Source organism: Chitinophaga ginsengisegetis (assembly GCF_900168065.1).
Lineage (GTDB): Bacteria > Bacteroidota > Bacteroidia > Chitinophagales > Chitinophagaceae > Chitinophaga > Chitinophaga ginsengisegetis.
Map to the genome: position 1 here is coordinate 1,829,982 of NZ_FUZZ01000001.1, position 26,588 is coordinate 1,856,569.

Sequence of the window (26,588 nt, forward strand, 5' to 3'; positions counted from 1 at the left end):
GTTTTTCTTTTTTATAAAGATGCTTTTTCGCGCATCACTTCCGCTGCCCGGACCATATTCGACAATGCCACTTTTGTTTCCGGCCACTTACGGGTTTTCAAACCGCAATCAGGGTTTACCCACAGGTTGCGGGCTGGCAGCGTAACAGCGGCTTTCTCCAGCAGTGAAATCATTTCTTCCGCAGACGGCTGACGGGGAGAATGGATGTCGTATACGCCGGGTCCTATCTCGTTAGGATATTTAAAACCGGCAAAGGCATCCAGCAACTCCATCTGCGAACGGGAAGTTTCGATGGTAATCACATCGGCATCCATCGCGGCAATATGCTCAATGATATCATTAAATTCACTGTAACACATGTGCGTATGAATCTGCGTTTCATCCTTTACGCCGCTGGCAGAAATACGGAACGCCTGTACTGCCCATTCCAGGTAGGCTGCGCGGTTTTCTTTACGCAAAGGTAAGCCTTCCCGGATAGCCGGTTCATCTATCTGGATCACTTTAATGCCTGCCTGTTCCAATGCCACTACTTCATCACGGATCGCCCATGCAATCTGGTTGGCGGTGGTGGAACGCGGCTGGTCGTCTCTCACAAAAGACCATTGCAAAATGGTAACAGGCCCGGTGAGCATGCCTTTCATCAGCTTATCGGTATGCGCCTGTGCAAAGCTGCTCCAGCGCACGGTCATGTTTGCCGGGCGACTTACATCTCCAAAAATAACCGGTGGTTTTACACAACGGCTGCCGTAACTCTGTACCCAGCCATTTTTTGTAAACAGGAATCCCTGCAGTTGTTCCCCGAAATATTCCACCATATCATTCCGCTCAAACTCGCCATGCACCAGTACATCCAGGCCAATTTCTTCCTGCCAGCGGATCACTTCTATGGTGGCTTTTTCAATGGCGGCTTCATATTGTTCGGTAGTCAGCTCTCCTTTTTTCAGACGCGCCCTTAACTGCCGGATGTCATCTGTTTGCGGGAACGACCCGATAGTGGTAGTGGGAAACAGCGGAAGCCCAAACTGTTGCTGCTGGATGTTCTGACGTACCGGGAACGTGCTGTTCCTGCGTGCATCTGCAGCGGTAAATGCCGCTACCCGGTCTTTCACCTCCTTGCGGTGAATGAGTGGCGACGTGGCCCTGTTATGAATAGCCGCTTTGTTGGTGTCCAGCAATGCAGTGTTGCCGTTCACGATATCACGCAGGTCTTTCAGCTCCTGCAATTTCTGTTTGGCAAAGGCCATCCAGTTTTTAATTTCGGGAGAAAGGGCTGTTTCGTTATCAAGGTCGCACGGCACATGCAGCAATGAGCAGGAAGGCGCAATGGCAATACGGTCTTTTCCCAACACGCTTACTGCCTTTTGTATCTGCTGTAAAGACCGTGTATAATCATTCTTCCAGATATTCCTGCCATCCACTACGCCCAGCGAGAGGTGTAAAGAAGTATTGGCAATGGCTGTTTCCAGGATATCATCCAGTTGCAACGGGCAACGCACGAGGTCGAGATGCAAGGTTTGCACCGGCAATGCCAGCGCTACCGGCAGGTTCTTTCCATAGCATTCAAAATAAGACGCCAGGAGGATATGCAGTTGCGGGAAGGCCGCGTGAATTTGCGCGTAGGTATCGATAAATACCTGCAGGGCTGCTTCATCCAGGTCCAGCGACAGGCAGGGCTCATCCAGCTGCACTACTTCAGCGCCGGCTTTGGTGAGCTGCGATAGCACCTCCAGGTATACCGGCAGCAGTTTATCAATCAGTGATAAACGGTTGAAGCCAGCCGTTTTCTCTTTTCCGAGTAACAGGAAAGATACAGGACCGAGGATCACCGGCTTGGCAGCATAGTTTTCTTTTTTTGCTTCGAGGAACTGGTCAGTTACTTTGCGGGAGAAGAAATGAAATGTTTGGCCGGCTGTAAATTCAGGAACGATATAGTGATAGTTGGTATCAAACCATTTCGTCATTTCCATTGCGGTGATATCGTCGCCATCGCGCTGGTAGCCGCGCGCCATTGCAAAAAGCAGGTCTGTTTCCCGGATCTTTTTTTCCTGTAAGGTGCGGTAACGCTGTGGTACAGCGCCTACCATCAGGGCAGTGTCCAGCACCTGGTCGTAGAAGGAAAAATCATTGCAGGGAATCCAGTCGATTCCTTTCTGTTGCTGCAATGCCCAGTTTTGTAAACGGATATTACGGGCGGTTGCCTGTAATTCATCGAGGGTAATTTTGCCTGTCCAGTAGCTTTCGCAGGCTTTTTTTAATTCACGCTGGCTACCTATCCTCGGATAGCCTAAGTTGTGGATAATCATTACTGATTGTTTAAAAGGTGATACATGACGTTCACGCTCTTTTATATAGTACAGCAATGTTTTTGAGAAGATATATACGGAAGGAGAAGGCATGGTATACATACAGGAACAAGCGCATGATGTAATCATGCATACGCCTGTTCTCAGTAATTACCGATACCGAAACCTGACACGCTTCAATCCCCGAAAGCATTGTCAAAGTGAAATAAAGGCAGGTCTCCTGGCTTGCTCCGCTGGTAAACGCCTTCCCATTCCTGTCAGGAACAGTGGCATATTATTTACCAGTTGCAGCATTACGCTGCCGGAAGCTTACAGTTGCGGGACAGCCTGTGATTTACACACAGTTCCCTTTTAATCCCGCTTTTCAGCGGGAACCATTATTTGCTTCGATTAGTAATACATAAAGAACCGGGGGCGAAGATAGTAAATCCCCGCAACTATCAAATCCGTTTCGTTTTCTTACAATTTCCTCCCTGGCGGAAAGCCGAGTTTTACATCATAAAAACAAACAGCTATGAAACAGGCAAATATTCTGATCACCGGCGCTACCGGGCACATTGGTACTACACTGGCCAAACATTTATCTGCACAGGGCGCTCCGTTCCGGGCCATGGTGCGGACAACAGACCATCTCGCAAACACGATCGCCGCCTTACCCGGCGCTGAAATAGTAACCGGCGATTTTAACGATGCGAACAGCTTAGCCCTTGCACTGAAAGGTATAGAGCGCGCTTTCCTGCTCACCAATTCATCTGAAGAAGCCGGGAAACTGCAAAGCAATTTTGTAAGCGTTGCTGTTAAAAGCGGGTTGCCACATATCGTAAAGCTTTCCCAGCTGCATGCAGCTGCGCAATCGCCCGTACGTTTTTTACGGTACCATGCTGCGGTAGAAGAAGAGATCCGTTTATCCGGTATGGCCTACACTTTCCTGCGGCCCAATTTATTTATGCAGGGGCTACTGGGCTTCCGCGAAACAATTGCCACGCAAAATAAATTCTTTGCCACCGCCGGCAATGCTTCCATCAGCCTGGTAGACACCCGCGACATAGCCGCCGTTGCGGCAGCGGCCCTCACCACCAGCGGGCATGAAGGCAAAACCTACGATATCACCGGGCCACAACCGCTCACCCATGCAGCGCTGGCCGAAAGCCTGTCGCATGCATTGGGACGCACCATCCGCTACATTAACGTTACCGATGCGGAACTGCTACCCGCCCTCTTGCACGCGGGGTTTCCCACCTGGCAGGCCGAGGGGCTTATTGAAGACTATGCCCATTACGCCCGTGGCGAAGCAGCGGCTGTTTCCACAGCGGTAATGGACGTAACGGGGAAGCCAGCGCGGGATTTCGCGGCCTTTGCCACTGAATATGCGCCCCTGTTTTCCTGACAGCCATGCGGAGGGGGAACACTTCCCCCTCCTTTCCCGCAAAAATTTGCAGAAATTTTCCGCCAATTGCTTACTTTAGTTATCAAATAGAGCATCCAGTGAGCAATGAAGAAGCGGTTCTGCTGCAACGACTGCAGCAAGGGGATACTGAAGCGTATATCACCTTATATGACCAGTATTACCCTTCACTTTACACGTATATTCTCCACTTCATCAATATCCCGGAACTGGCTGAAGATGCACTGCAGGAAGTGTTTATAAAGATCTGGGAGATTAGGGAGCGGATCAACCCTGAATTATCATTCAGTGGTTATCTGTACCGTATTACCCGGAATCATGTATTTAAGCTGATGAAGAAAATCAGCGCCGACGCCGCCCTCCGTTTACAGGTAATGCAGGAACTACAGCAGCAAACGGAAGATGCGGATACCGCTTTATTATGGAAACAATATGAATCTTTACTCCATAAAGCCATTGCACAATTGCCCCCTCAGCGGCAAAAGGTGTTCAGGCTATGCCGCGAAGAGAGCAAAAGCTATGAAGAAGTAGCCGTAGAACTGGGCATCTCCCGTAATACGGTAAAAGAACATATGGTGCTGGCCATGAAAAGCATTAAATTTTTCTTCTATACCAATACCGATGGTATTCTCCCCCTGTTACTGGTTTCAGGGATCCTCCTCGACTCCTCCAAATAATTTTTTTTCTCCCAACCCACCCTACCTTCTTTTTTTGGGATAGTATATATATGCCCACCGAAAGGAACAATGAATATTACCGGTTATTGCTGCAACGCTGGCAACAACGGACTTGTAGTCCGCAGGAAGCCCTTGAGCTGATGGACTATCTGCGGGACGACGCTTCCGGCCGTATGCTGCTGGAGGAAATGCAGGCGGCATTCCGGCAGGTAAAGCCCGATAGCGGCTCCAACTCCCACGAACCCGGCGACCGGGTCAGGAAAGAGCTGTTACAGCATATCCAGGGCGCTCCTGTAATATCCATGCCTCCCTCCAGGAGAAATTTTGGTCCGTTTAAACTTGCGGCCGCGGCAGCCGTGATCATTGGGCTCGCCATCCCGGTTATTTATTATTTCCGGCAGCCAGCCACTCCGGTGGCCGCGGTAGTGAAAAAAACGACGCCGGCAGCAGCAGCGCCTGGTCAGCATAAAGCGGTACTCACCCTGGCCAACGGGGAAAAAATAGTGCTGGACAGCGCCGGGATCCAGCAACTGGCGCAACAGGGCAACAGTGCTATCCACAACCAGGGCGGACAACTGGTATATGTAAAAACAAAGGGCGCCAGCAGCGCTCCCATCTATAATACACTAACTACTGCGGCAGGGGAAACCTATCCGCTGGTATTGGCCGATGGCAGCAGGATATGGCTGAACGCCGCCTCTTCGATCCGCTTCCCGGCTACTTTCGCAGGCGATGAACGCCGCATTGAACTAACCGGCGAAGCTTATTTTGAAATTGCGCATGATGCGCACCGCCCCTTCCGCATCCAGGTAAACCAGATGACCGTGGATGTACTGGGCACCAATTTCAATATCAACTCGTACGCCGACGAAGCTACTATCAATACCACCCTGTTGCAGGGTGCAGTGAAAATAAACAGTATAAAGGGCAGCATACAACTGGCGCCGGGCGAACAATCGCAGGTAAGCCCTAACGGAAATGTAAAAAGAGTAACCGGTGTAAATACCGCAGAAATAATAGCCTGGAAAGAAGGATACTTCCAGTTCGAGAGCACAGATCTTACTACTGTATTGCGGCAATTTTCCCATTGGTACGACGTGGAGATTGTATACGAAGGACACATTAAGCCCAGAAAATTTTTTGGGATGATCAGCCGCAGCAGCAGCCTGGTGAATGTTTTAAAAATGTTGAATGCCAACGATGTTAATTATCGTTTAGAAGGAAAAAAACTGATTGTACAGGGCGATTAACGCCCGCAGGTGAACAATTATATCAACCAGCATGACGGAGCTGTCATGGTAACAGGGATTTATTAAAACAGATAGCACAACCAAACCATTCTCTCAATCAAAACTCAGCACAAGTATGCAATTACGTACTATTGCCAGTTCCCGGTGTAAGCACAACCGGCGTCCAACCAAACATCTAAAGGTCAGTCAGTTCCTGGCCCTGCTATGTTTCGCCACCACGGCACAGGTGAGCGTAGCCAGCAGCCAGAACCAGGTAGTAAGCCTGTCGATGAAAAATGCTACCGCCAAAGAGGTTTTCCGGGAAATCAATAAACAAACCGGCCTCAATATCCTGGCAGATGAAGCCTTGCTGGAAAAAAGCGGCAGGGCCAATATCACGGTAAGCAATATGCCTGTAAATGATGCGTTGAATCTTTTCATGCGTAATCAGCCCCTCACGTACAGTATTGAAGGTGGCGCTATCATTGTAAAAACAAAACCGGCCATACAACCGGCTACTACGCCACCGCCGCCAATTGAAGTACATGGCGTGGTTACCACCGACAAAGGCCAGCCTTTACCCGGTGCCACTGTGACCGTAAAAGGCACCAAACTCGGTACGGTTACCGGCACCGACGGCAGCTTTAAGATCAATGCCAATCCCGGTGAAACACTGGAAATTTCTATGGTGGGCTTTAAAGCCTGGTCCGTAAAGTTTGATGGTAAAACCACCAACTTTAAAGTGACGCTTTCTGAAGAAGTATCTAACCTCACCGACGTAGTAGTTGTGGGTTATGGTACTACCAAAAAGAAAGACCTGACGGGTTCTATCAGCTCCATCTCCAGCGACCAGATGAACCTCGGCGGTGTAACCAGCAACGCCGCACAGGCCATCCAGGGCCGCGCCGCAGGGGTGCAGGTGAGCCAGTCGAACGCAGCGCCGGGCGGACAAACCATTGTGCGCATCCGCGGCGGCAACTCCATCAAATCCACCAACGAACCATTATACGTGGTAGATGGCTTCCCTTCCGAAACCGGAAAGGACATCAACCCGAATGATATCGACGATATACAGATCCTGAAAGATGCGTCTTCCACCGCCATCTACGGCGCCCGCGGCGCCAACGGCGTAGTGATGATCACCACCAAGAGAGGTAAAAGCGGCAGGGCAGCCATTCAGTACGATGGCTACTACGGTACGCAAAGGATCATCAAAGAATACGATAAAATGAATGGCCTGGAAAATATGCAGGTCACCAACGCCAAAGCCATTGAAAAAGGACAACCTGCATTCTATACCGCTGCCGACCTGGCCAGCGGCCGGGATAACGACTGGTTTAAATTAACCACCCGACCCGGAATGGTGCAAAGCCATAACCTCAGCGTAAGCGGCGGTACAGCGGAAGACAGGGTAGCCTTATCAGGCAGCTACTTCAAACAGGACGGTGCATTAAAAAATACTTCTTTTGAAAGGTATTCTGTAAGACTCAATTACGATAAGCAATTCGCAGCACGGTTTAAAACAGGAGCCAGCGTATACGCCTCACACGCTTATACCAATTTCAAAACCTATGATGGTAACATCGTTCCCTCTAACGTAATGTATGGCGTACTCACCGCTTCACCGGCCATCCCCGTGTATAATGAAGATGGCTCCTACGCCCGTTTCAAAGGAAGGGATAACCCGCTGGCATGGTTAATGGCGCCTACCAACGACCGGTTTGAAAACAAGGTGAATATTAACGTATATGCGGACTACCAGATCATGGACGGCCTTAACTTCCGCGTGAACGGTGGTAGCGAGTATACCACTACCAAAGAAGGCACCTATCTGCCACGCGACCTGGTAGACGGTGAAAAAGTACAGGGTAAAGCCAGCTTAAATGACCTGGCCGTTACGCGTAACCTGGTGGAAGCCTACTTCACTTACAGGAAAGTGTTTAACACCATTCACTCCCTCAACGTAGTAGCAGGGGTGTCTTATCAATCTGATAAATACGAAAAACATTATTCACTGGTGCAGAAATTCAGTACAGACGCATTCCTGTACAAAAACCTGGAAGCGGGTACAGAGCGGTTATCCAGCATCAGTAACCTGATCCCCTCCAAGATGGCATCCGCCTATGGAAGGTTAAACTATTCCCTGAAAGATAAATACCTGGCTACTGTTACCGTACGCCGGGATGGTTCTTCGAAGTTTGGTGGCAACACACGTTTTGGTATTTTCCCATCTGGCTCCCTGGCCTGGAGAGCAGGCGAAGAAGAATTTATCAAAAACCTGAATATCTTTTCCAACCTGAAAGTAAGAGGAGGTTATGGTGTTACCGGTAACGACAGGATCGGTGACTACATTTACATGCCAACGTTTGGTCCTACCAATGTGTCGCTTGGAGCAGGCAGCGATAGTTACGGTGGAATTGTTGCCACCCGTTTAGCGAATGCCGATCTGCAATGGGAAAGCACCGCGCAACTGGACCTCGGTATAGACATGGGCTTTTTCAACAACCGCGTTTCCGCTACCATCGATTACTACCGGAAAAAAACCAACAGGCTGATCTTTGACATGCCTATCGGCGACTGGAATGGTTTTGCAGTACAAACGGTAAATGCCGGCAGCATTGAAAATAAAGGAGTAGAATTATCAGTTACTACAGAAAACATCATCAATCACGCATTCACCTGGAACACCACGGTGAACATCGCTTATAATAAACAAAACTGCCTCGACCTGGGTGGCCGCCCGTATATAATTACACAAACCGCTAACCTGTATGGCGGCCGTGGTATGGACTTTACCAAACTGGAGCCGGGAAGGGAATTAAGTACTTTCTATGGTTACATTTATGATGGCGTAATAAAAACCGGTGAAGCGCATCCTACGCAACCAAATTCAAAAGCAGGCGATCCAAAATTCAAGGATATCAGTGGTCCCGGTGGTAAGCCGGACGGCATCATTGATGCCAACGACCGTACCTATCTCGGCAATGCCAACCCGCATTATATCTATGGTATCAATAACAACTTTGCCTATAAAGGTTTTGAACTGAACATCTTCCTGCAGGGCGCACTGGACTACAGCCTGTATAACGGTACCGGTCTTGTACTGGAATCCGGTCCGGGTAAAGCGGCGCTGAACCGGTGGACTACCAACAACGAAAACACCGATATTCCAAGAGATGGATACGCTATTGCTTACGGCGGCATGATGAACTCCCGCTTTGTGGAAAACGCATCTTACCTCCGTTGTAAAATGCTGATGCTCGGTTATAATATCCCGGTAGCCAAAACTTTCCTGAAAAGCCTGAGAGGCATTAAAGTATATGGCTCCGTACAAAACTTATTCACGATTACTAAATATACAGGATCGGACCCTGAGGTAAACAGCAATCTCAATAGCAGCGGCAGCAACGCCAATCTTTCATCAGGATTGGATTATACCGCTTTCCCTGCTTACCGCACCTTTACCGCGGGTCTTAAATTGAATTTTTAACCTGTAAATTCCGGAACAAATGAAATACGCATATATCGCATTAGCCACCTTGCTGCTCGGCGCCAGTTCGTGCAAAAAAGAGGTGGAACCCAAAGTATACAGTTATCTCACAGACGCCAACGCCTTCCTCACCTTGAGTGACGCCAAAGCTGCTGTGAACGGTGTTTATTCAAGACTCAAACAACCCAGCGGCAGATCGGATGCATGGATGTATTATGCCGGTTTCCAGGTAACCATTTCAGATTTAACTACCGATGTAGGTCACGCCAGCTCCGGCGGGGATGTGGGCCTGATGTCTGATTGCCAGTGGGCGCCCGCCAATACCTATCTTGCCTTTGCCTGGCAGCATCAGTACAAACTGGTGGCGGATGCCAACATATCTTTGTACTATATTCCTAAAATGAGCAGCATCACCGATGCACAAAAAGACCAGTTCACCGCGGAACTCCGTTTCCTGCGCGCACTGGGATATGTAGATCTCACAGACGCTTTCGGACCGGTAATAGTAGTAACGGAAGAAACAGTAGCAAAGAATGTGGCCCAGCCGGATTATGAAGCATCATTGCCTACCACACCGGTAGCAGAGATCAATAAAATGATCATCAGCGACCTGGAATTTGCGGCAGCCCATCTTCCTGTCAACTATTTAAACAACGCCATCTACAGCTCCAACGATATTGGCCGTGCCACCAAAGGCGCCGCCATGTCTTTACTCTGCAAACTGTACATGCGTGAACATGAATGGCAGAAAGCACTGGACCTTACCACTGAAATCATGAAGCTCGGTTACGGACTGTATCCAAGCTACGCAGGGTTATTTGCAGAGAAAAACAAATGGTGCCAGGAAAGTATTTTCAGCGCGCTCGCCGATCCGTTGGTAGATGCCGTGGAAATCATGAACCACTTCGGCCCAATCAACAATCCGCAGGTAACCGACAGATGGCAGTATTTCGCTTTAACCTGGTACTTCTGGAATACTTTTGCAGCGAACGACGACCGTAAAAAGATGTTCTATTCTGACTATATCGGTACCGATGGTTTGCATTACATGCAGGCGCCTCCGGGACAAACCAATCCACCGGATGGTTACTACTACATGCCGGATGTAGCCACCACCAAGTTTGCCGATCCTAATGGTTCTACTACTTATTACGATGGTCACGTATTCCCGATACTCCGCTATGCAGATATCCTGCTGTGCAGAGCTGAAGCGCTGAATGAGCTGAATGGCCCCAACAGCGAATCTATCGGGCTGATTAACCAGGTGAAAGACCGCTCCCATGCTACCAACCTGGGCGCTGCCGGCACCTTCACCAAAGAAAGTTTGCGCGATGCTATTCTGCAGGAACGCGGCTGGGAATTTTTCTTTGAATGCAAACGCAGACAAGACCTGATCCGCATGGGTAAATACGAAAGCATGGTAAACACTTACCTCACCGCCGTAGGAAAAACCCCTACCATCAACCTGGCACGGGATAAATATTTCTCTTATCCACAGGCGCAAACAGATCTTAATAAAAATCTCAGCAACAGTGGCCGCCGTCAATAACCGGCATTACTGTCTTTCTAAATTATTCAATACTGCAAATGATTAAATTGAATAAAATACAACGCCTGCTGCCATTGCTATCAATGGCAGCAGCGTTGTTGCTGTTTGCACCCGGCTGTATGAATAGTGGCGGCAACGATATTGTTTCCATTACACTCAACCCGCAGGGACAAAATGCCATCAAGGTAAAAACGGATATCCTGTGTACCGACACCGTAGACGCAGCAGTGGAATACTGGCCAAAAGAACAGGCACAACAACACACCACTACCCCACTGTCCAAACACCGGATCAATCACACGATAGTACTTACCAACCTGCTGCCGGGAAAAGCATACGAATACCGTATCTTAACCGGTCATGGTAAAGATCTTTATCCCAGCAAAACCTATACTTTCAACACTTCCGGTTTCCCGGTATGGATGAAAGATATGTTCAGCGTGGTATGCCCCGACAGCTCCGTGTTACCGGCTACCTTCAGGAAGGGCTATGTAATGCTTACCCGCCGCGAAGATCCGGGTGTGCTTTTCCTGCTCAACGCAAAAGGCGATGTTACCTGGTACCACCAGGTAAGCGGCACCGGTTTTAAAGTAGCTAAGTTTACGGACAACAACACCTTCCTCACCCTGCTGGGCGGCCCCGGCTACGAAACCAGTTACGGCGACCAGATCCTGGAGCTGTCACTTTCCGGCGATACGCTGGCCAATCTCAAAAAAGGACAACAGGATTTCAAACAAACCATCCATCACGAAATACTGCTGAATCCCAACAATGAGTTTGTAACGCTTTGCGTGGAAGAAAGAATCTGTGACCTGAGCAGTAAAGGCGGCAGTAAACAGGATACCGTAAAAGGCGATGGCATCCTGGTGCTGAACAGGCAAGGCAAACAGGTATGGAAATGGACAGTATTTGATGCACTGAATCCGCTGGACGATAAAAACATCTTAAAAGAAAAACAAGACTGGATGCACGCCAACTGCATCGCGTTTGATAAAGATGGTAACTACCTCATCTCTTTTTATAACAACGGGCAGATATGGAAGATAGATGCCCGCACCGGTAAGCGCCTCTGGACATTCGGGAAAAACGGCGACTTTGACATGCCGGCGGAAGCGCTGTTTGACCAGGCGCACGGCCTGCATATCAATGAACACGGTGAACTGATGTTCTTCGACAACGGGGTGAGTAAAAAAACATCGAGAACGCTTTCCTTTAAACTGGATGAAAACACAAAACAGGCGCAGCTTCGCATCAATACCCTGCTGCCGCGGGAAAATTATAATGAGAGAATGGGAAGCAGTTATTTAGTGGGAGACACTACCCTGCTGCAATGCGCTACGAAAAGAAATACGGTGATCCTAACCAACTTCCAGGGAAGGTTTCTCTGGCTGCTGAGAACAGGCATGTCGTCTTACAGGGCGTCTTTTATCCCGGCGGAAAGACTGGCCCCTTACATCATTCAGCCAGGCTATTAACAATAATTGTGTACTTAAAAAAACTATACATGAAACGCTTAATTGTGATTTGCGTGATTGGTTGCTGGGGGATAATAGCCATCATATCTTCCTGCGGAGCGCCGGTAACAGGAGAAACAAAAACAACCGCAGCTGCAATACCTGAAACCGAAACATACATCAACATCGATACCACCCTTATACCCAATGATAAATTTGGCGAGTCCGTGAAGTATGGCCGGGAACTGATGCTCAACACCGCCCGTTACATCGGGCCGGATGGCAGCGCCGGGAAATATCTTGGTAATAAAATGAACTGTACCAACTGTCACCAGGATGCGGGTACCAAAGCATTTTCCTTTAACCTGATGTCGTCGCACGATAACTACCCGCAATACCGCGGCAGGGAGGGCAAAGTGCTTACACTGGCAGAAAGGGTGAACAACTGCGTGATGCGTCCGCACAACGGCAAGCCGCTGCCGCTGGACAGTAAAGAGATGGTAGCGTTTCTTTCTTACTTTAAATGGATCAGCACATTTGTTCCAAAAAACAAACCTTTCAAAGGCGCCAAAAACCTGCACGTTACCTTCCCTGATATTGCTGCCAATCCTGAAAACGGACAGGTGCTTTATCAAACCAACTGCGCCCGCTGTCATGGTCAGAACGGAGAGGGACAATGGAACACAGACAAAAGCACTTACGTATATCCGCCACTGTGGGGCAATACTGCCTATCAACCCGGTTCCAGTATGCACCGCGTTATTAAACAGGCGGAATGGCTGAAAAACAATATGCCTTACGATAAAGTAACACCTGGCAAACCATTCCTCTCCGATAAAGAAGCGATGGACATTGCCGCATTTGTAAACAACGACAAGATCCACACCAGGCCCAATCCAAAAAGCTTTGATTATCCGCATATCGCGGAAAAAGCAATTGACTACGACCACGGTCCTTTTGCAGATACGTTCTCTGTAGCACAACACAAATTCGGGCCTTATCAACCCATTATCGACTACTGGAAAGCGAAGGGGTTAAAGCCAATTTATTAATGGTCATGCAGATGTTGTCTTTCTCAGGATTAACCTGATTATACTGATTTAGGGATTTGATCACTTTTGATTTTAAATGATTTTGGGAGATATAAGCGAATACCTGCTTATATCTCCCAAAATCATTTAAAATCATTTATAAAATCAAAAAAGTAAAATCAAAGTAATCAGTATAATCAGGTTAATCCTGAGAAAGACAACATCCGCTCTACCAACCCGGATTCTGCACCAGTTTCTTATTCCTGTCTATTTCAGATTGCGGTATTGGAAACAGGTAATGTTTTTTCTGGAAGATCCTTGTTTCGAATACTGTTTTCTTGTAGAAAGAAAGATCCGTTAAACTGGTACCTGCATCTACGTCCATTCCATAAAATGGTCCGCCATCGGTTTGTTCTGCAATTTTCCAGCGGCGGGTATCGAAGTAACGATGGCATTCGAAAGCCAGTTCCACCCTGCGTTCGCGGCGGATGCGTTCCCGCATTTCTGTTTGCGAAAGGCCGCCGGGCAAAGCAGGAATACCTGCGCGGTCGCGGATAAGGTTTATATATTTCAGGATATCTGCGTTTCCGGGTTCAGCTTCATTCAGGGCTTCCGCATAGCTGAGATACATTTCAGCCAAACGGAACAGCACAAACGGACGGTATACATAACGGCCCAACCGGGGATACGTATCCGGGTGATAGTTTTTGCGGACGAGATAACCCGTGCGGGAATAATCGTACGTCCCTCTTTTCCCGGTGTTGCCGGTATTAAACAGTTCTACTTTCTTCTCTCCTTCACTTTTATTAAACCAGGTCATGCCGTTGTAGGTAATGCACACATAAAAGCGCGGCTCCCTTCCTACATACATATTGTAAGTGCCGGCAGTGGTGTAGCGTGTATCCGCAGTGGAGAAGCCCGAAGACACATACCCCGAGCCGGTTTCATCGATAGCTTTTCCATTCTCCATAAAAAAGGCATCCACCATTTGCTGGGTGGCCGCAACACCGCTCCAGCCGCCGGCAAAACGTGGGGAGCAATGTACTTCCCATTGGTCCACGCCGTTACCTGCCCGCGCAAAAATCACCTCTTTATTCCACGGCGACATGATGGCATCGCGGCAGGAGGCAAACGGATCATAGGCGCCGCTGGCATCATTTACCCGGTATAGCTGAAACAGGTTCAGGTCGATGACGGCTTTGGCCGCATCCGCTGCTTTTTTCCATTTATTCACATCGTAGGTAGTGCTGACAAGCGGCTGCCCATCCTGGTTGGTAAAGCTGGCATAGTCTGCGTTGCCATTGAACTGCGGACTGGCAGCATACAGCAGCATCCTGGCCTTTACGGCCATTGCCACGGGTTTGGTGATGCGACCATACTCCAGTTCATCGGATTGCTGCAGCGGCAGGTCCTGCGCTGCACGGTCCAGTTCAGCCGCTACAAAATTCACGCATTCGTCGTAGCTGCTGCGGGGAATTTGTGTTTGCTCAAAAGGAACGTCCGGTAATAAAGCGCTTTCACCGAGCAATGGAACAGGGCCGTATTGGCGCAGTAATCCGAAATAAAGATAAGCGCGCAGAAAGCGGGCTTCCGCTTTATAGCGTTTTATGATATCTGCGCCGCCGGGCTGGTTAAGTATTTCCTGACACTTATCGGCGTTCTCCATAAAATAGGTAGCAGAACGGATGCCTTTATAATTATCTATCCAGAAATCAAAGAACCCGGAAGTAGGATCCCAGCTCCCGATGTTCATGAAATAGGAGTTGTAGCCGCTCCTCGCCCAGGTCATGTCTGCCTCATCGGAGGCGCCTGTCCACGGGTTACTTTGCCACTGGTTGCTTTCATCTCTCACATAGGAATATACATTGGCAAGATATTCTTCTGTAGTTCTTTTTCTGGAAAAAATTTCTTCGATGGTAATACGGTCATCCGGCACCTGGTCGAGGAAACCCTTTTTACAACCGGCCGCTATCACGAGGATCACCGCCAGCAAAGTATATTTTACAATCATGTTTTTCATCCCTTTAGATTTTAGCTTTAAAACTGAAATGATGCGCCTACGTTATAGGTGGTGAGCTGCGGATATTTAGTACCACGGCCTTCGCCCAGCTCTACGTCCCACAACTGAAAAGGACTGAAGGTGACCAGGTTATACCCCATCACATAAATGCGGGAACGCTGTACCCCTACCCGTTTCAGCCACTGCGGCGGAAGGGTGTAGCTGATCTCTGCATTTTTCAGTCGCAGGTAGCGCCCATTCTTTACCCACCAGGTGCTGGACTTATAATTATCATTCACATCGCCAAACGACAGGCGCGGATAAAACGCATGGGGATTAGGATTTTCGGGCGTCCACCTGTCGGTGATCACATCCATCAGGTTACCGCGGGTACCGCCCTGCTGGAAGGGTACAAAACCTTCTCCGTAGGCATAGATATCCACATTGGAAATACCCTGGAAAAATAAACCAATGGAGAAGTTTTTATAGGCGGCATTTACACCAAAGCCATATACAATTTCAGGAACGGAACCATACCCGATGGCCGATTGATCGTAGGCATTAATGACACCATCTCCATTGATATCTTTAAACTTCAGGTCGCCGGGACGTACATTACCGTTCTGCACCGGGCTCCGGAGGATCTCTGCAGAATCAGCGAACAGTCCTTCAGCGATGTAGCCAAAACGCTGACCAATCTTTTGTCCTTTTCTTTCCAGGTAGGGATAGGCCCAGGCAGGCAAATCGTCATCTATTACTTTGTTACGGTTGTAGGTGAAGTTGCCTTTAAGATTGAGTTGTACGGCGCCGATTTTATGGTTGTAATCTATCGAGATGTCGATGCCTTTGTTTTCTGTTTTGCCGAGGTTGCCATAAGGATTGCTGCGCAGCCCTATCAAAGCGGGTATGGAAGAGCGGCGCAGGAAAATGTTTTTCCTGTTCTCTTTAAAAACATCTACCTGGATATTCAGCTTGTCCCTGAACGTGGTGATTTCCATCCCGAGATTTGTTTTCTTCGCGGTTTCCCAGGTTACGTCGGAAGCATATTCACCGATATCATATCCGTTAAACGTATTGTTGCGGTCTTTTCCGAAGGTATACCCGGTGGTAGATGCCACAATAGGGATATAGGCGAAACGGCGGATGTTATCGCCATCGAGGATTTCCCCGTTACCTACCAGTCCGTAGGAGAAGCGGAACTTTAAGAACTGGATAGTGTTGGTGATGGGTCTGAAAAAGTTTTCGCCGGATACTACCCAGCCCAAACCGGCGGAGGGAAAAAATCCATATCGCCTGTTGGGGGAAAATGTTTCAGAGCCATTATAACCAAAGTTCACTTCCGCGAGGTATTTGTCGCTCCAGGAGTAAGTACCCCTTCCTGCCAGGCCGCGCTGCCGGCGTGGAATAGAGCCAATAAAATCATCTTTGAAAGCGTCTATTTTATCGCTCTGGTTATACAGCAATAATCCGCCTACGCGGTGTTTGCCAAATGTATTGTCGTAGTTAAGGGCGGTTTCAGTATAGAACTGGCGGTTACCGCCGTTGCTCCGGGCGTAAGACAAATAGTTGGTCCCGATACGGGTTTGTTCAAATATAAGTTTACCGTCTGCATCCCTGCCGGTGGCAATCCAGTTATCTACTGTTTTGGTGCGGGCCATTTTATGCAGGTTATAGCTATCGAAAGAAAACATGGTGGTAAACGACAGTCCTTTCACGAGAAAACCGAGATCCTGCCGGAGGCGGATATTTGAAAAGATCTGGTTCCGGAACTCGGTGGCGTAGCCGGTTTGGGTGAGCAGGTCGTAGGGATTGGTTACGTCGCCGGTCCGTTGTCCGCCGATGCGGCCATCCGAATATTTGGGAGGATGCACGATTGGCGGCAGTTTGATGGCGGCATCAAAAATAGCGTCGGTACCTGTGCCGGGATAGTTACCATTGCCGATATAACCCTGCACGCCAAATTCGAGGCGGGTGGTTTTTGTCACCTTCATGTTCAGGTTGGAAGTGAAGTTATACCTGGTAAATTTTATGTCAGAATTATATTTGGCGAGATCATCTCTCTTAAACAATCCTATTTCATCATAATAAGAAACGGACACGTAGTAGCTGGTAACATCTGTGCCACCGCGCATATTCAGGTTGGCGCGTTTATTACTGCCATTCTTTCTGAAAATTTCATCTATCCAGTTCACGTTGGGATACAGCTCCGGATCTTCTCCGGTGGCGGTTTTCCGGATCGCTTCTTCCGAATACTGGGCAGTGCCTCCGCGGGTGGTGGTGGCCTCATTCGCCATTTTCATATAGGTTACGCCATCGGCATAATGAGGCAGGCGGGTGAATTGGGTGATGCCTTTGTTGAGGTCGGCGTTGATCTGTGTTTTTTGTGCTTTACCCCCTTTGGTGGTGATCACGATAACGCCGTTGGCGCCTCTTACGCCGTATACAGCTGTGGCGGAGGCATCTTTGAGGATATTAAAGCTCTCAATATCTTCGGGGTCAATATTGGAGAAAGGCCGTTCAACGCCGTCTACCAGCACCAGTGGACGGCTGTCTGTAAAAGTGGAGATGCCGCGGATCCATATCTGGGCATCGTCGTAACCCGGCTCGCCGCTGCGTTGTACACCGATGATACCGGCGAGGCGGCCTGCCAGCAGGGTGCTGAGGTTGCGGACCGGCTGTTTGAGTTCTTCTATTTTAATGCCTGTTTGCGCGCCGATCAAACTTATTTTCCGTTGCTTGCCATAGCCTATTATCACTACTTCATTGAGTCCTCCTTCTTCTGCTTCCATCGTGATTTCCATTTCCAGGCGGTTGCGTACCGGCTGCAGCTGTTTCTTATAGCCGATGAAAGAAAACTCCAGGGTGTCCAGTGGTTCTGCGTCGATCGCATAATGGCCGGCAGCGTTGGTGATGATACCTTTGCCTGTGCGGCTGATTTTCACCGTTACTCCCGGCAACGGGTTACCGATACCATCTTTTACATTTCCGGAGATGACGACTGCCGGTTTCCGCGGTAGCTCCGTGATTTGCGCAGCGGGTGCATCTTTTTCTGATGCCGCTACAATGAGATACTGTTTATTATTGAGTTTACTACATCGCAGCTGGTGACTGGTCAATATTTTATCGATGGCTGTTATCAGCGGGGCTGCTTCCAGCTTCAGCAGTTGGCGGGGAAAGGTGATCCCTTCTATTTGCTGATCGTTGTAAATAAACAGGATACCTTTTACCCTGTATATCTCCTCCAGCGCAACTTTTAGTGTTAGCTGCGTATCGCGTGAAACTTTTTCGTTTACCGGCGTATAGGCGTTATGGTTATAACCATTACCGGCAAAGTTTTGCCGTAAGCCGTCGTCCGCGGCAAACACGTTGGTAGTCAGGCATAGCAGTGCCAGTCCCCACGTAAGTGGAAGCAAATTCTTCATAACGGGATTTGATTTATCTGATTTTAATTTTGGTTTTCCTTTTCAGTACACTGTTCCTGCCGGCAGGCTCATTCATTATCGCTCGATCTGTTTATTTTGGTTGAATAATTATTTGTTGTCCATCTTTTATTATCTCTACGTGCATAATAATTGAAATGGCTTTATGGAGACTGGCCTCATCACTAATCGCCATATGTCCGCTCATACTGCGTTGCTGCAATACTTCCGGCTGCCTTACCGTTACCTGGTAGCCATATACCACCTGCAGGATTTCCGCGATTTCGGACATCGTGGTATTATTAAAGTCGAAGTAGCCGGCTTTCATCATCCGGTAGTAGCTGCCATGCACTACCTGTTTGCTGCTTTTTCCATTTTCAAAGAAAACGCCTTCATCGGGTTTCAGCGTCCATTCTTTTCCCGGCAGCACCGCTTTTACCATACCATCGCTCACCGCTGCGGCGGCGGTGGCAGCGCCGCTGTTGGCAATGAAAGAGGTACCCAGTACTATGATGTCCATCTGCTGCATCTTTACGGTGAAAGGATGCTCCGTGTGTTTATTTACTTCAAAAAAAGCGGTTCCTTTCAGCGTCACTTTTCTTTCTTTTTCCCAGCCGGGGGCATAGCTTAGCTCACTGCCTTTCAGTAACCATACCTGGCTGCTGTCCGGCAGCATCACTACTTTGGGAGCGGCATCCTTATTAAGGATGGTTACCAGGGCGGGACGCGCGGGGAGCCAGGTGTATAATATGGCGGCGGCCAGGATCATCAATACGGCTACTGCTGCGGCCACCCGGTACCACGGGTATAATACTTTTGCGGTGGCTGGCGCTGCTGCTAACCGGGCGGATACCTGTTGCCAGCGTTGTTCTGTTTCTGCGGCGGTTACGCCGGGTGCGGCGGCATAGTCCAGGATATCCTTTACCTGGAAATACAGCTGTTTATGTTGTTCATTTTGATGCAGCCAATCCATTACCTGTTCCTTTTCACGGGCATCTGCGTTCCCTTCAATAAACCTGACAAGGAGATTATAATCAAAATCTTGTTCTTCCATGATAATATAAAGACGGATGAGTAAATCAATTCTACGTACGTGGATAAAAAAAATTATTGACCGGCCGGAGAGGGCGATCAGTATAACGACCAGAGGAGGATTTTCACCTTTTTAATACTGGAGCGGAGTTGTTTCATGGCTTTATAGAGTTGCGTTTCTACGGTGCGGGCAGATATGCCCATGATACCGGATATTTCTTTGGTCCGGAGGCCGTCTTTGTAGCGGAGTTCCAGTATAGCGCGGCATTTGGGAGGCAGTTGCCCGATGGCTTGCTGCACCTCATCGTCGCCCGCGGTGAGGACCAGGCTTTGCCGTCCTTTTTCGGGGTCGTACCAGGCTGCTTCTTCCAGGGAAAGGGCGGCGTCTACATAGCGCCGGTGTACCATTTCATGTCTCAGGTGATCCACACAGCTGTTGTGTACGGAGCGGAAAAGGTATCCGGGGAGGCTTTGCCTGATATCGCCGGCGGCGCCTTTATGCTGCAATTGTATAAACACATCCTGCACAATATCTTCCGCGGCTTCTTTCGTCACAAATTTGCATGCGTATCCCAGCAGGCGGGGATAATACAGGCGGAACAACTGCCCCAGCGCCTCCCTGTCGCCGCGTTTCAGCGCCTCTTTAATAGTGGCTTCATTTATTTCGTTCGTGTCCACAGGATTGAAGTGCTTTGAAGAAATATATTGGTGGTCTAACTTACGCTTATTTATGCTGAGAATCAACTACCCTTTATAAAACGAATAGTTTTATAAAGGAATAGATAAACTCGATCTGCCTTCTGAGTAATATTAGCTTATTTTTGCAGGGATACTGCACGGAAATGCAGCTTGCTAACATTAGAAAAAAGGAAGGGATGGCAGTTATAATGAAAGAAAAGGGGTACAGCCGTAAACAGGAAATCGTGAACGGGCTGATACATGGGGCAGGCGTTATTTTCGGGGTAAGTGCATTGCCCATGCTGGCGGGTATTGCCGCCACACATGGCAATACGCCGGGTATTGTAGGCGCGTGTATTTATACCTTCTGTTTTATATTGTTGTTTACAAACTCCACTATTTACCATTTATCGCAGGAGCTGGCCATAAAAAAACTGTTCCTGATATTTGATCATATCAGTATTTACTTTTTAATAGCCGGCACCTATACGCCTTTCCTGCTGGTGTATATGAATAATGCCTTTGGGATTACGCTGTTGTCGATCCTATGGGGGCTTACACTGATCGGCGTCTTATTTAAAACCTGGTTTACGGGAAAATATGATATTGTATCCACTATCATCTATCTTTTGATGGGCTGGATCATGGTATTTGGCGGCCGCCGGTTTTTTGATAACCTTCCCCTGCCGGTGATCATTATGCTGGCCATTGGCGGCGGATTATACACAATAGGGGTTATTTTCTATATCTGGGATAAATACACCTATATGCATGCCGTATGGCATTTGCTGGTACTGGCAGCGGCTATCTGTCATTATGTGGCGGTATTGATGGCCATGTAAACGTTCCGGGAAATTATCAGCCGCTTAACCCTGGCTGGTAATTTCTCTCTGCCCACATCTTTTTCCGGTAGTCGGTAGGATTGATACCGGTGTATTTCTTGAACGTCCTGTTCAGATGGCTTTCGTCCGTAAAGCCCAGTTCATCCACAATTTCACTCATCCGCATATCGCTGTATTGCAACCGCGTTTCTACCAGCTTCAGCTTATAATTGGTTACATACCGTTGAATGCTCTCTCCGGTTAACTTCTTCACATATTCACTGATATAATTCGGGGAGATATTAAACCGCGCGGCCAGTTTTTCGGCACGCAGGTTTTCCGGGTAATAAATATTCTGATGGATATAACCGATGATATCGTTGGATACCTCACTGTTTACCGCCGTTTTTTCCGGTGTGAGCAGCGATACATTACGTGCCACGATGGTGATAATGGTATTTACCAGCTGCTGCACCACCTCGTTGCGCAGGGATTGTTCGCGCGGATACTCCAGCATCAGTGCATTTATCAGCGCATTTACAATCGGTCTGTCTGCTGAATTATATAAAATGCAGCCGGGGAAATGATGATTATTATGGAAGATAAACTCCAGTTTCTTTGCCCAGTCGCCCAGGTTACTATGAGTACTGCCCGTACGCTGCGCTTCCAGGTAGATACCGTTAAAACGGATAAACAGGAAGCCGGTCCGGCTTTTTATGCGGGTATACTGTACGTCCTGCGGCATAAGCAGGAACAGGTTTTCCGGCTCATATTGAAAAGCATGCTGGTTGTTGTGGAAGGTGCCCGTCCCCTTCACAATATATACCAGCTCAAAGAAATTGTTACGATGTTGTCCCATCGGGCATACCTCTTCCTCTATATACGCAATGTCAAACGGCTTAAAAAGATTCAATACTTCCATAACCTATAATTGTACAAAATGTACCCTGATTCGTACAAGGGTATACCTGCAAATTTATTGGAATTTTGACTCATCAAATCACAAAAAACAAAACAAGCATATGAAAGCAATCGTATTAAAGCAGGTAGGCGGTACAGAAAACCTGGAACTCAGGGATATCCCGGTTCCCGCTATTAAGGATAATGAAGTACTGGTGCGCAACCATGCCGCAGGCATTAACCCGGTAGATGCCTTTGTAAGGGCCAGTGAAGGCGCACTCAACATGTTCCTGCAACCGCAGGAAGGCGAGGATATTATCATTGGATGGGATATTGCGGGAGAAGTAACCGCCACAGGTAAAAATGTAAAACAGTTTAAACCAGGAGACGCTGTATTTGGCATGGTGAACTTTACCGGTCATGGTAAAGCCTATGCAGAATATGTAGCCGCCCCTGAAAGCCAACTGGCCCTGAAGCCCGCCAACACTTCCTACGAAGCCGCAGCCGCCGCTTCCCTGGCTGCCCTCACCGCCTGGCAGGCACTGGTAACCTATGGCAAAATAAAAAAGGGCGATAAAGTGCTGATCCATGCAGCCGCAGGCGGCGTTGGACATTATGCCGTACAAATTGCCAAACACTTTGGCGCCTATGTAATAGGTACGTCTTCCGCCGCTAAAAAAGAGGCAGTACTGCGTTTTGGCGCAGATGAACACATCGATTACAACAGCCAGAAATTTGAAGAAGTAGTGACCGATGCAGATATTGTACTCGATTCTCTCGGCGCCCCTGATCATATCGACCGCTCCCTCGCAGCCGTAAAAGATGGTGGCCGCCTGATCAGCCTACTCGTATTTTTCAGTGATGAGCAAAAACAAAAAGCTGCTGCTAAAAACGTGTATACACACCGGATATCCGTGGTTTCCAACGGCGATGATATGAAGTCCATTGCCGCATTGCTGGAACAGGGAGATCTGCACTCTGAAATAGCACATGTGTATGCTTTGGAGGAAACAGGCAAAGCGCATGAGCAGGTAGCTACCGGAAAGACGCTGGGAAAGGTGGTGGTGAAGATATAGCTGGATCGCAATAAATCTGTCCTGGCATACATTTTATTTGTATGTTGGGGCAGATTTATTACCTATGAAAGTATATGTTGTATTAATCGCACTGGCCGCGGCCATGAGCAGCTGCCATACAAACAGTAACGAGCCGTTGACAGACGCCACAGATAGCCTTCCCGGCGGATTCCCTCCCGTTATAGCTATTGAAAAATTAAAGACTACCGTATTTGTACCCACACTAGAAAGCAGGATTCCACATGATAAAAATGTGATTTATACGCCTACACTATTGTTTGCATGGGATGAGGTAAAGGAACATCTTCCTGGCGGGGTTTTGCCTTCTGATGGAAGTTCAGCGGATTTTTTATTGCTCAATAAATCCGCCAGCCATCAAGCTTCCCTGGGCAAGGCGGAGTTTAAAACAACCGTGTATGTTAGCCGCGACACGATCCGCGCCACCGCTTCCTTTAACAAATCACTCCCTTTTTACACTTCCATGCAACGATGGGATACTTTACTACGGTTTAACAAGCAGCCGGTGGTTTCTTTTGGCATTTACGATTATAACTACACCTTGACACAAAATGTAGATATCGTGTATTATAAAGATGATGATCACTTCTGTATTAAACTAATTCCCGCAGACAGCACCCAGGAAATTATTTTAATGAAAGGGATAGACACAGCCACCAATCTTGATGATATTATCAAACAACTGAAAAAACAGGAGCGCCTGGGCCAGGAAGAAGCCAATAACAGTGACTTATATTGGAAACGGTTTTTCACAACGGAAGATAAATTGCTGATACCAGCATTAGCATTCAACATTGCCGCCCATTACCCGCAATTGGAAGGACAGACCTTTACAACCGGCCTCCGTTTTTTCGAGGTAATAACAGCCGCCCAACGTACTGCGCTTGTATTCAATGAACATGGCAGCATGATGGAAAGCGAAGCAGAAATAGCGGTTTCAGCCGTTGATTCATCAAGACCTCGTCCTAAGACAATGCTATTTGATAAACCATTCCTGCTGATGATGAAAAAAAAGACAGCCGCACAAGCTTACTTCGTAATGCTGGTGAATAACACAGAACTCATGATCCCTTCAAAAAAGGAATAATTACCTCCTGTTTAAATTGATAGCAACCTTCGTTTTGACTACAACAATAGCAGATCCGGCTACAGCTGTTTCTTTGCCGCTACGGAACTTCGTAGCATCAAAAAAACAGCAACATGAAAATCATCGTTACAGGTTCCTTAGGGAATATCAGTCAGCCGCTGACAAAGGAGTTAGTACAGCAAGGTCACGCCGTAGTGGTGATCAGCAGCAAACCGGAAAAGCAGAAAGACATTGAAGCATTGGGCGCCACCGCCGCCATCGGCTCACTGGAAGATGCGGATTTCCTGTCAGCTACATTTACCGGGGCAAACGCCGTGTATTGCATGATACCTCCTGATCTCTCCGAACCCAACCAGGTTGCGTACTATCGCAGAATTGCCGGCAACTACATAAAGGCGATTCAACAGTCGGGTGTAAAACGGGTGATCCATCTCAGTAGTTATGGCGCCCACCTGGATAAAGGTACCGGCCTGATTCTTGGCGCCCACCACGTAGAAGTGATGCTGAATGAATTGCCTGGCATAGCCGTTACGCATATGCGCCCCGCTTATTTCTACTATAATTTATTTAGCTTTATAGAAATGATAAAACACACAGGCGTGATAACGGCAAATTATGGCGGAGAAGATAGGATTGTACTGGTATCGCCAATTGATATTGCGGCCGCCATCGCCGGTGAAATAGTAACGCCCGCAGCTCCCGGCAGCAATGTGCATTATGTGGCCAGCGATGAACGCACTGCCAGTGAAATTGCAGGTATTCTGGGCGCCGCTATCAGAAAGCCGGATTTAAAGTGGACAGTCATCACTAATGAGCAAATGCAAAGCAGTATGGAAGCACATGGAGTGCCTGCATCCCTCGGAACCAGCTTCGTGGAGATGTTTGCAAGTATTCACAGCGGCGCGTTAACCGCCGACTATTACCTGAATAAACCGGCTATGGGAAAAGTAAAGCTGGAGGATTTTGCAAAAGAATTTGCTGCTGCTTTTAAAAAATAATTATGGCAGGTGTACAACCATATAAAATTAAAACGATCAACGAATTTCACCAGCTCCGGAATTTGTCCAGGCCGCTGCACCCGTTAATCAGTGTCATCAATTTTGAAACGATTAAACGCATCGGCGAGGGTGAACCGAAAAGCCTGATACAGGATTTTTATTCTATTGCCCTGAAAAGGGCCGTTAATACCAGGGTGAAATACGGCCAGCAGGAATACGACTTCGACGGAGGAATCCTTTTCTTTATTGCACCCGGCCAGGTGTATTCCATTGAAACGCAGGAAGATTTTCAACATTCGGGATGGATTGTACTGATCCATCCCGATTTTCTCTGGAACACCCCGTTGGCAAAGAAAATAAAGCAATACGAATATTTTGGCTACTCAGTGAATGAAGCCCTGCATATGTCAGAAAAAGAAGAGGAGATTATTACAGGCATTGTGCAGAATATGGAGCAGGAATATCATACCAGCATTGATAAATTCAGTCAGGATGTAATGATAGCGCAACTGGAACTATTATTAACCTATGCAGAAAGGTTCTATCATCGCCAGTTTATCACAAGAAAAATAGCCAACCATACTATCCTTGATCGAATGGAAAGCGTACTCACCGCCTGGTTCAACAGCGATTCCCTCGCAACCAAAGGGTTACCCACCGTTCAATACATCGCCGACACACTCCATGTATCACCCGGCTATTTAAGCGCATTGCTCAAAGTACTGACGGGGCAAAGCACCCAGCAACACATCCACGACAAATTAATGGAAAAGGCAAAAGAGAAATTGTCCACCACCGGTTTGTCTGTAAGCGAAATTGCTTACGAGCTGGGGTTTGAACACCCGCAGTCGTTCAGCAAACTGTTTAAGAGTAAAATGAAGGTAACGCCGCTGGAGTACAGGCAGTCGTTTAATTGAAAAAATTAATCATTCCCTGTCACCGGGATAAATCATAAACCAGATATCTGCTGGTTCGACCATATAAGATTGCGCCCCTTCCTGAACAAGTATATCCAGCGCGGTGATCAGCGTCCAGTAGCGCGTACCACGCTCAAATTGTAAATGAATACCATTCAGGGTATCGTGTTCCTGTTGCATCCTATGGATTACCAACCGTGAATACTCTAATGAAAGACTATCCGCCTTGTTGTTCCCGGTGAGCCGTATCAACTGGTAATTGCGTTTAGCAGGATAAGGACCGCGAAGTACTTCTGGATACTGCTTTACCCGTTCAGGGTCAAACATGATAAATGTAACCAATCGGTTACGAACAGGGCGTGGTTGTCGCATAAAAACCCAGAGCAATAAAAATAACAAGCAAACAGCAAGTATGTTGATAATAACGTATAACCGTTGGTGTTTTAAGTTGCTCATCTTACTAAAAAATATTTATTAAGATGAGGAACCTCATTATTTCCATACG

Annotated in this window: 19 protein-coding genes and 1 riboswitch; of the genes, 12 read left to right on the forward strand and 7 right to left on the reverse strand. The window is 48.0% G+C overall.

Annotation, left to right across the window (positions count from 1 at the left end; all coding sequences use genetic code 11):
• Positions 1 to 11: 11 nt before the first annotated feature.
• Entirely contained in the window at positions 12 to 2,303 is a 2,292-nt protein-coding gene (gene metE / locus B5Z18_RS07220) for a 5-methyltetrahydropteroyltriglutamate--homocysteine S-methyltransferase (RefSeq protein WP_079468698.1), read from the reverse strand.
• 193 nt (positions 2,304 to 2,496) lie between these two features.
• Positions 2,497 to 2,697: riboswitch (cobalamin riboswitch) on the reverse strand.
• A 120-nt stretch (positions 2,698 to 2,817) separates the two neighbouring features.
• Here metE and B5Z18_RS07225 point away from each other — a divergent pair.
• The 7 genes from B5Z18_RS07225 (at position 2,818) to B5Z18_RS07255 (ending at position 13,159) form a co-directional block, all read left to right on the forward strand.
• Positions 2,818 to 3,690: an SDR family oxidoreductase gene (locus B5Z18_RS07225; RefSeq protein WP_079468699.1), complete on the forward strand. Its 873-nt coding sequence runs from the start codon at positions 2,818 to 2,820 to the stop codon at positions 3,688 to 3,690.
• Between the two features lie 98 nt (positions 3,691 to 3,788).
• A complete protein-coding gene (locus tag B5Z18_RS07230; protein ID WP_159454226.1) occupies positions 3,789 to 4,385 on the forward strand; it encodes an RNA polymerase sigma factor in 597 nt (198 codons plus the stop codon).
• 50 nt (positions 4,386 to 4,435) lie between these two features.
• Positions 4,436 to 5,635 carry a FecR family protein gene (locus B5Z18_RS07235; RefSeq protein WP_079468701.1) on the forward strand — a complete coding sequence of 400 codons (1,200 nt, stop codon included), beginning with the start codon at positions 4,436 to 4,438 and terminating at the stop codon, positions 5,633 to 5,635.
• Positions 5,636 to 5,750: 115 nt separating this feature from the next.
• Positions 5,751 to 9,104 carry a TonB-dependent receptor gene (locus B5Z18_RS07240; protein WP_079468702.1) on the forward strand — a complete coding sequence of 1,118 codons (3,354 nt, stop codon included), beginning with the start codon at positions 5,751 to 5,753 and terminating at the stop codon, positions 9,102 to 9,104.
• A gap of 19 nt (positions 9,105 to 9,123) precedes the next feature.
• Positions 9,124 to 10,653: a RagB/SusD family nutrient uptake outer membrane protein gene (locus tag B5Z18_RS07245; RefSeq protein ID WP_079468703.1), complete on the forward strand. Its 1,530-nt coding sequence runs from the start codon at positions 9,124 to 9,126 to the stop codon at positions 10,651 to 10,653.
• A gap of 38 nt (positions 10,654 to 10,691) precedes the next feature.
• Positions 10,692 to 12,128 (forward strand): aryl-sulfate sulfotransferase, encoded by a 1,437-nt coding sequence (locus B5Z18_RS07250; RefSeq protein WP_079468704.1) that lies wholly within the window; start codon positions 10,692 to 10,694, stop codon positions 12,126 to 12,128.
• Between the two features lie 29 nt (positions 12,129 to 12,157).
• Positions 12,158 to 13,159 (forward strand): c-type cytochrome, encoded by a 1,002-nt coding sequence (locus tag B5Z18_RS07255; protein WP_079468705.1) that lies wholly within the window; start codon positions 12,158 to 12,160, stop codon positions 13,157 to 13,159.
• A gap of 208 nt (positions 13,160 to 13,367) precedes the next feature.
• Here the strand turns inward: B5Z18_RS07255 and B5Z18_RS07260 are convergent, their stop codons facing one another.
• The 4 genes from B5Z18_RS07260 to B5Z18_RS07275 form a co-directional block, all read right to left on the reverse strand.
• Positions 13,368 to 15,158, reverse strand: coding sequence for a RagB/SusD family nutrient uptake outer membrane protein (locus B5Z18_RS07260; RefSeq protein WP_079468706.1), 1,791 nt, complete (start codon positions 15,156 to 15,158; stop codon positions 13,368 to 13,370).
• A 17-nt stretch (positions 15,159 to 15,175) separates the two neighbouring features.
• Positions 15,176 to 18,559: a SusC/RagA family TonB-linked outer membrane protein gene (locus B5Z18_RS07265; RefSeq protein ID WP_079468707.1), complete on the reverse strand. Its 3,384-nt coding sequence runs from the start codon at positions 18,557 to 18,559 to the stop codon at positions 15,176 to 15,178.
• Between the two features lie 91 nt (positions 18,560 to 18,650).
• Entirely contained in the window at positions 18,651 to 19,610 is a 960-nt protein-coding gene (locus B5Z18_RS07270; protein ID WP_079468708.1) for a FecR family protein, read from the reverse strand.
• Positions 19,611 to 19,687: 77 nt separating this feature from the next.
• Positions 19,688 to 20,266, reverse strand: coding sequence for an RNA polymerase sigma factor (locus tag B5Z18_RS07275; RefSeq protein WP_159454227.1), 579 nt, complete (start codon positions 20,264 to 20,266; stop codon positions 19,688 to 19,690).
• Between the two features lie 197 nt (positions 20,267 to 20,463).
• On the opposite strand from B5Z18_RS07275, the gene trhA reads away from it, so the two are divergent.
• Complete coding sequence (gene trhA / locus B5Z18_RS07280; RefSeq protein ID WP_200817210.1) at positions 20,464 to 21,108, forward strand: PAQR family membrane homeostasis protein TrhA; 645 nt, start codon at positions 20,464 to 20,466, stop codon at positions 21,106 to 21,108.
• A 16-nt stretch (positions 21,109 to 21,124) separates the two neighbouring features.
• On the opposite strand, the gene B5Z18_RS07285 is transcribed toward trhA, so the two are convergent.
• Positions 21,125 to 22,009 (reverse strand): AraC family transcriptional regulator, encoded by an 885-nt coding sequence (locus tag B5Z18_RS07285; RefSeq protein WP_079468710.1) that lies wholly within the window; start codon positions 22,007 to 22,009, stop codon positions 21,125 to 21,127.
• A 100-nt stretch (positions 22,010 to 22,109) separates the two neighbouring features.
• Here B5Z18_RS07285 and B5Z18_RS07290 point away from each other — a divergent pair, with 100 nt between their 5' ends.
• From B5Z18_RS07290 to B5Z18_RS07305, 4 genes are all read left to right on the forward strand, one after another.
• A complete protein-coding gene (locus B5Z18_RS07290; protein ID WP_079468711.1) occupies positions 22,110 to 23,063 on the forward strand; it encodes an NADP-dependent oxidoreductase in 954 nt (317 codons plus the stop codon).
• A 64-nt stretch (positions 23,064 to 23,127) separates the two neighbouring features.
• Complete coding sequence (locus B5Z18_RS07295) at positions 23,128 to 24,168, forward strand: hypothetical protein (protein WP_079468712.1); 1,041 nt, start codon at positions 23,128 to 23,130, stop codon at positions 24,166 to 24,168.
• Between the two features lie 113 nt (positions 24,169 to 24,281).
• Positions 24,282 to 25,166 carry an NAD(P)H-binding protein gene (locus tag B5Z18_RS07300; RefSeq protein WP_079468713.1) on the forward strand — a complete coding sequence of 295 codons (885 nt, stop codon included), beginning with the start codon at positions 24,282 to 24,284 and terminating at the stop codon, positions 25,164 to 25,166.
• Positions 25,167 to 25,168: 2 nt separating this feature from the next.
• Entirely contained in the window at positions 25,169 to 26,083 is a 915-nt protein-coding gene (locus B5Z18_RS07305; protein ID WP_079468714.1) for a helix-turn-helix domain-containing protein, read from the forward strand.
• A 9-nt stretch (positions 26,084 to 26,092) separates the two neighbouring features.
• Here B5Z18_RS07305 and B5Z18_RS07310 read toward each other — a convergent pair whose 3' ends face one another.
• Positions 26,093 to 26,455: a hypothetical protein gene (locus tag B5Z18_RS07310; RefSeq protein WP_143313521.1), complete on the reverse strand. Its 363-nt coding sequence runs from the start codon at positions 26,453 to 26,455 to the stop codon at positions 26,093 to 26,095.
• Positions 26,456 to 26,588 lie beyond the last annotated feature (133 nt).

Coding starts and splice junctions, on each gene's coding strand:
- metE (WP_079468698.1), bottom strand. CDS start 2,303: ATGATTATCCACAACTTAGGCTATCCGAGGATAGGTAGCCAGCGTGAA.
- B5Z18_RS07225 (WP_079468699.1), top strand. CDS start 2,818: ATGAAACAGGCAAATATTCTGATCACCGGCGCTACCGGGCACATTGGT.
- B5Z18_RS07235 (WP_079468701.1), top strand. CDS start 4,436: ATGCCCACCGAAAGGAACAATGAATATTACCGGTTATTGCTGCAACGC.
- B5Z18_RS07240 (WP_079468702.1), top strand. CDS start 5,751: ATGCAATTACGTACTATTGCCAGTTCCCGGTGTAAGCACAACCGGCGT.
- B5Z18_RS07245 (WP_079468703.1), top strand. CDS start 9,124: ATGAAATACGCATATATCGCATTAGCCACCTTGCTGCTCGGCGCCAGT.
- B5Z18_RS07250 (WP_079468704.1), top strand. CDS start 10,692: ATGATTAAATTGAATAAAATACAACGCCTGCTGCCATTGCTATCAATG.
- B5Z18_RS07255 (WP_079468705.1), top strand. CDS start 12,158: ATGAAACGCTTAATTGTGATTTGCGTGATTGGTTGCTGGGGGATAATA.
- B5Z18_RS07260 (WP_079468706.1), bottom strand. CDS start 15,158: ATGAAAAACATGATTGTAAAATATACTTTGCTGGCGGTGATCCTCGTG.
- B5Z18_RS07265 (WP_079468707.1), bottom strand. CDS start 18,559: ATGAAGAATTTGCTTCCACTTACGTGGGGACTGGCACTGCTATGCCTG.
- B5Z18_RS07270 (WP_079468708.1), bottom strand. CDS start 19,610: ATGGAAGAACAAGATTTTGATTATAATCTCCTTGTCAGGTTTATTGAA.
- trhA (WP_200817210.1), top strand. CDS start 20,464: ATGGCAGTTATAATGAAAGAAAAGGGGTACAGCCGTAAACAGGAAATC.
- B5Z18_RS07285 (WP_079468710.1), bottom strand. CDS start 22,009: ATGGAAGTATTGAATCTTTTTAAGCCGTTTGACATTGCGTATATAGAG.
- B5Z18_RS07290 (WP_079468711.1), top strand. CDS start 22,110: ATGAAAGCAATCGTATTAAAGCAGGTAGGCGGTACAGAAAACCTGGAA.
- B5Z18_RS07295 (WP_079468712.1), top strand. CDS start 23,128: ATGAAAGTATATGTTGTATTAATCGCACTGGCCGCGGCCATGAGCAGC.
- B5Z18_RS07300 (WP_079468713.1), top strand. CDS start 24,282: ATGAAAATCATCGTTACAGGTTCCTTAGGGAATATCAGTCAGCCGCTG.
- B5Z18_RS07305 (WP_079468714.1), top strand. CDS start 25,169: ATGGCAGGTGTACAACCATATAAAATTAAAACGATCAACGAATTTCAC.
- B5Z18_RS07310 (WP_143313521.1), bottom strand. CDS start 26,455: ATGCGACAACCACGCCCTGTTCGTAACCGATTGGTTACATTTATCATG.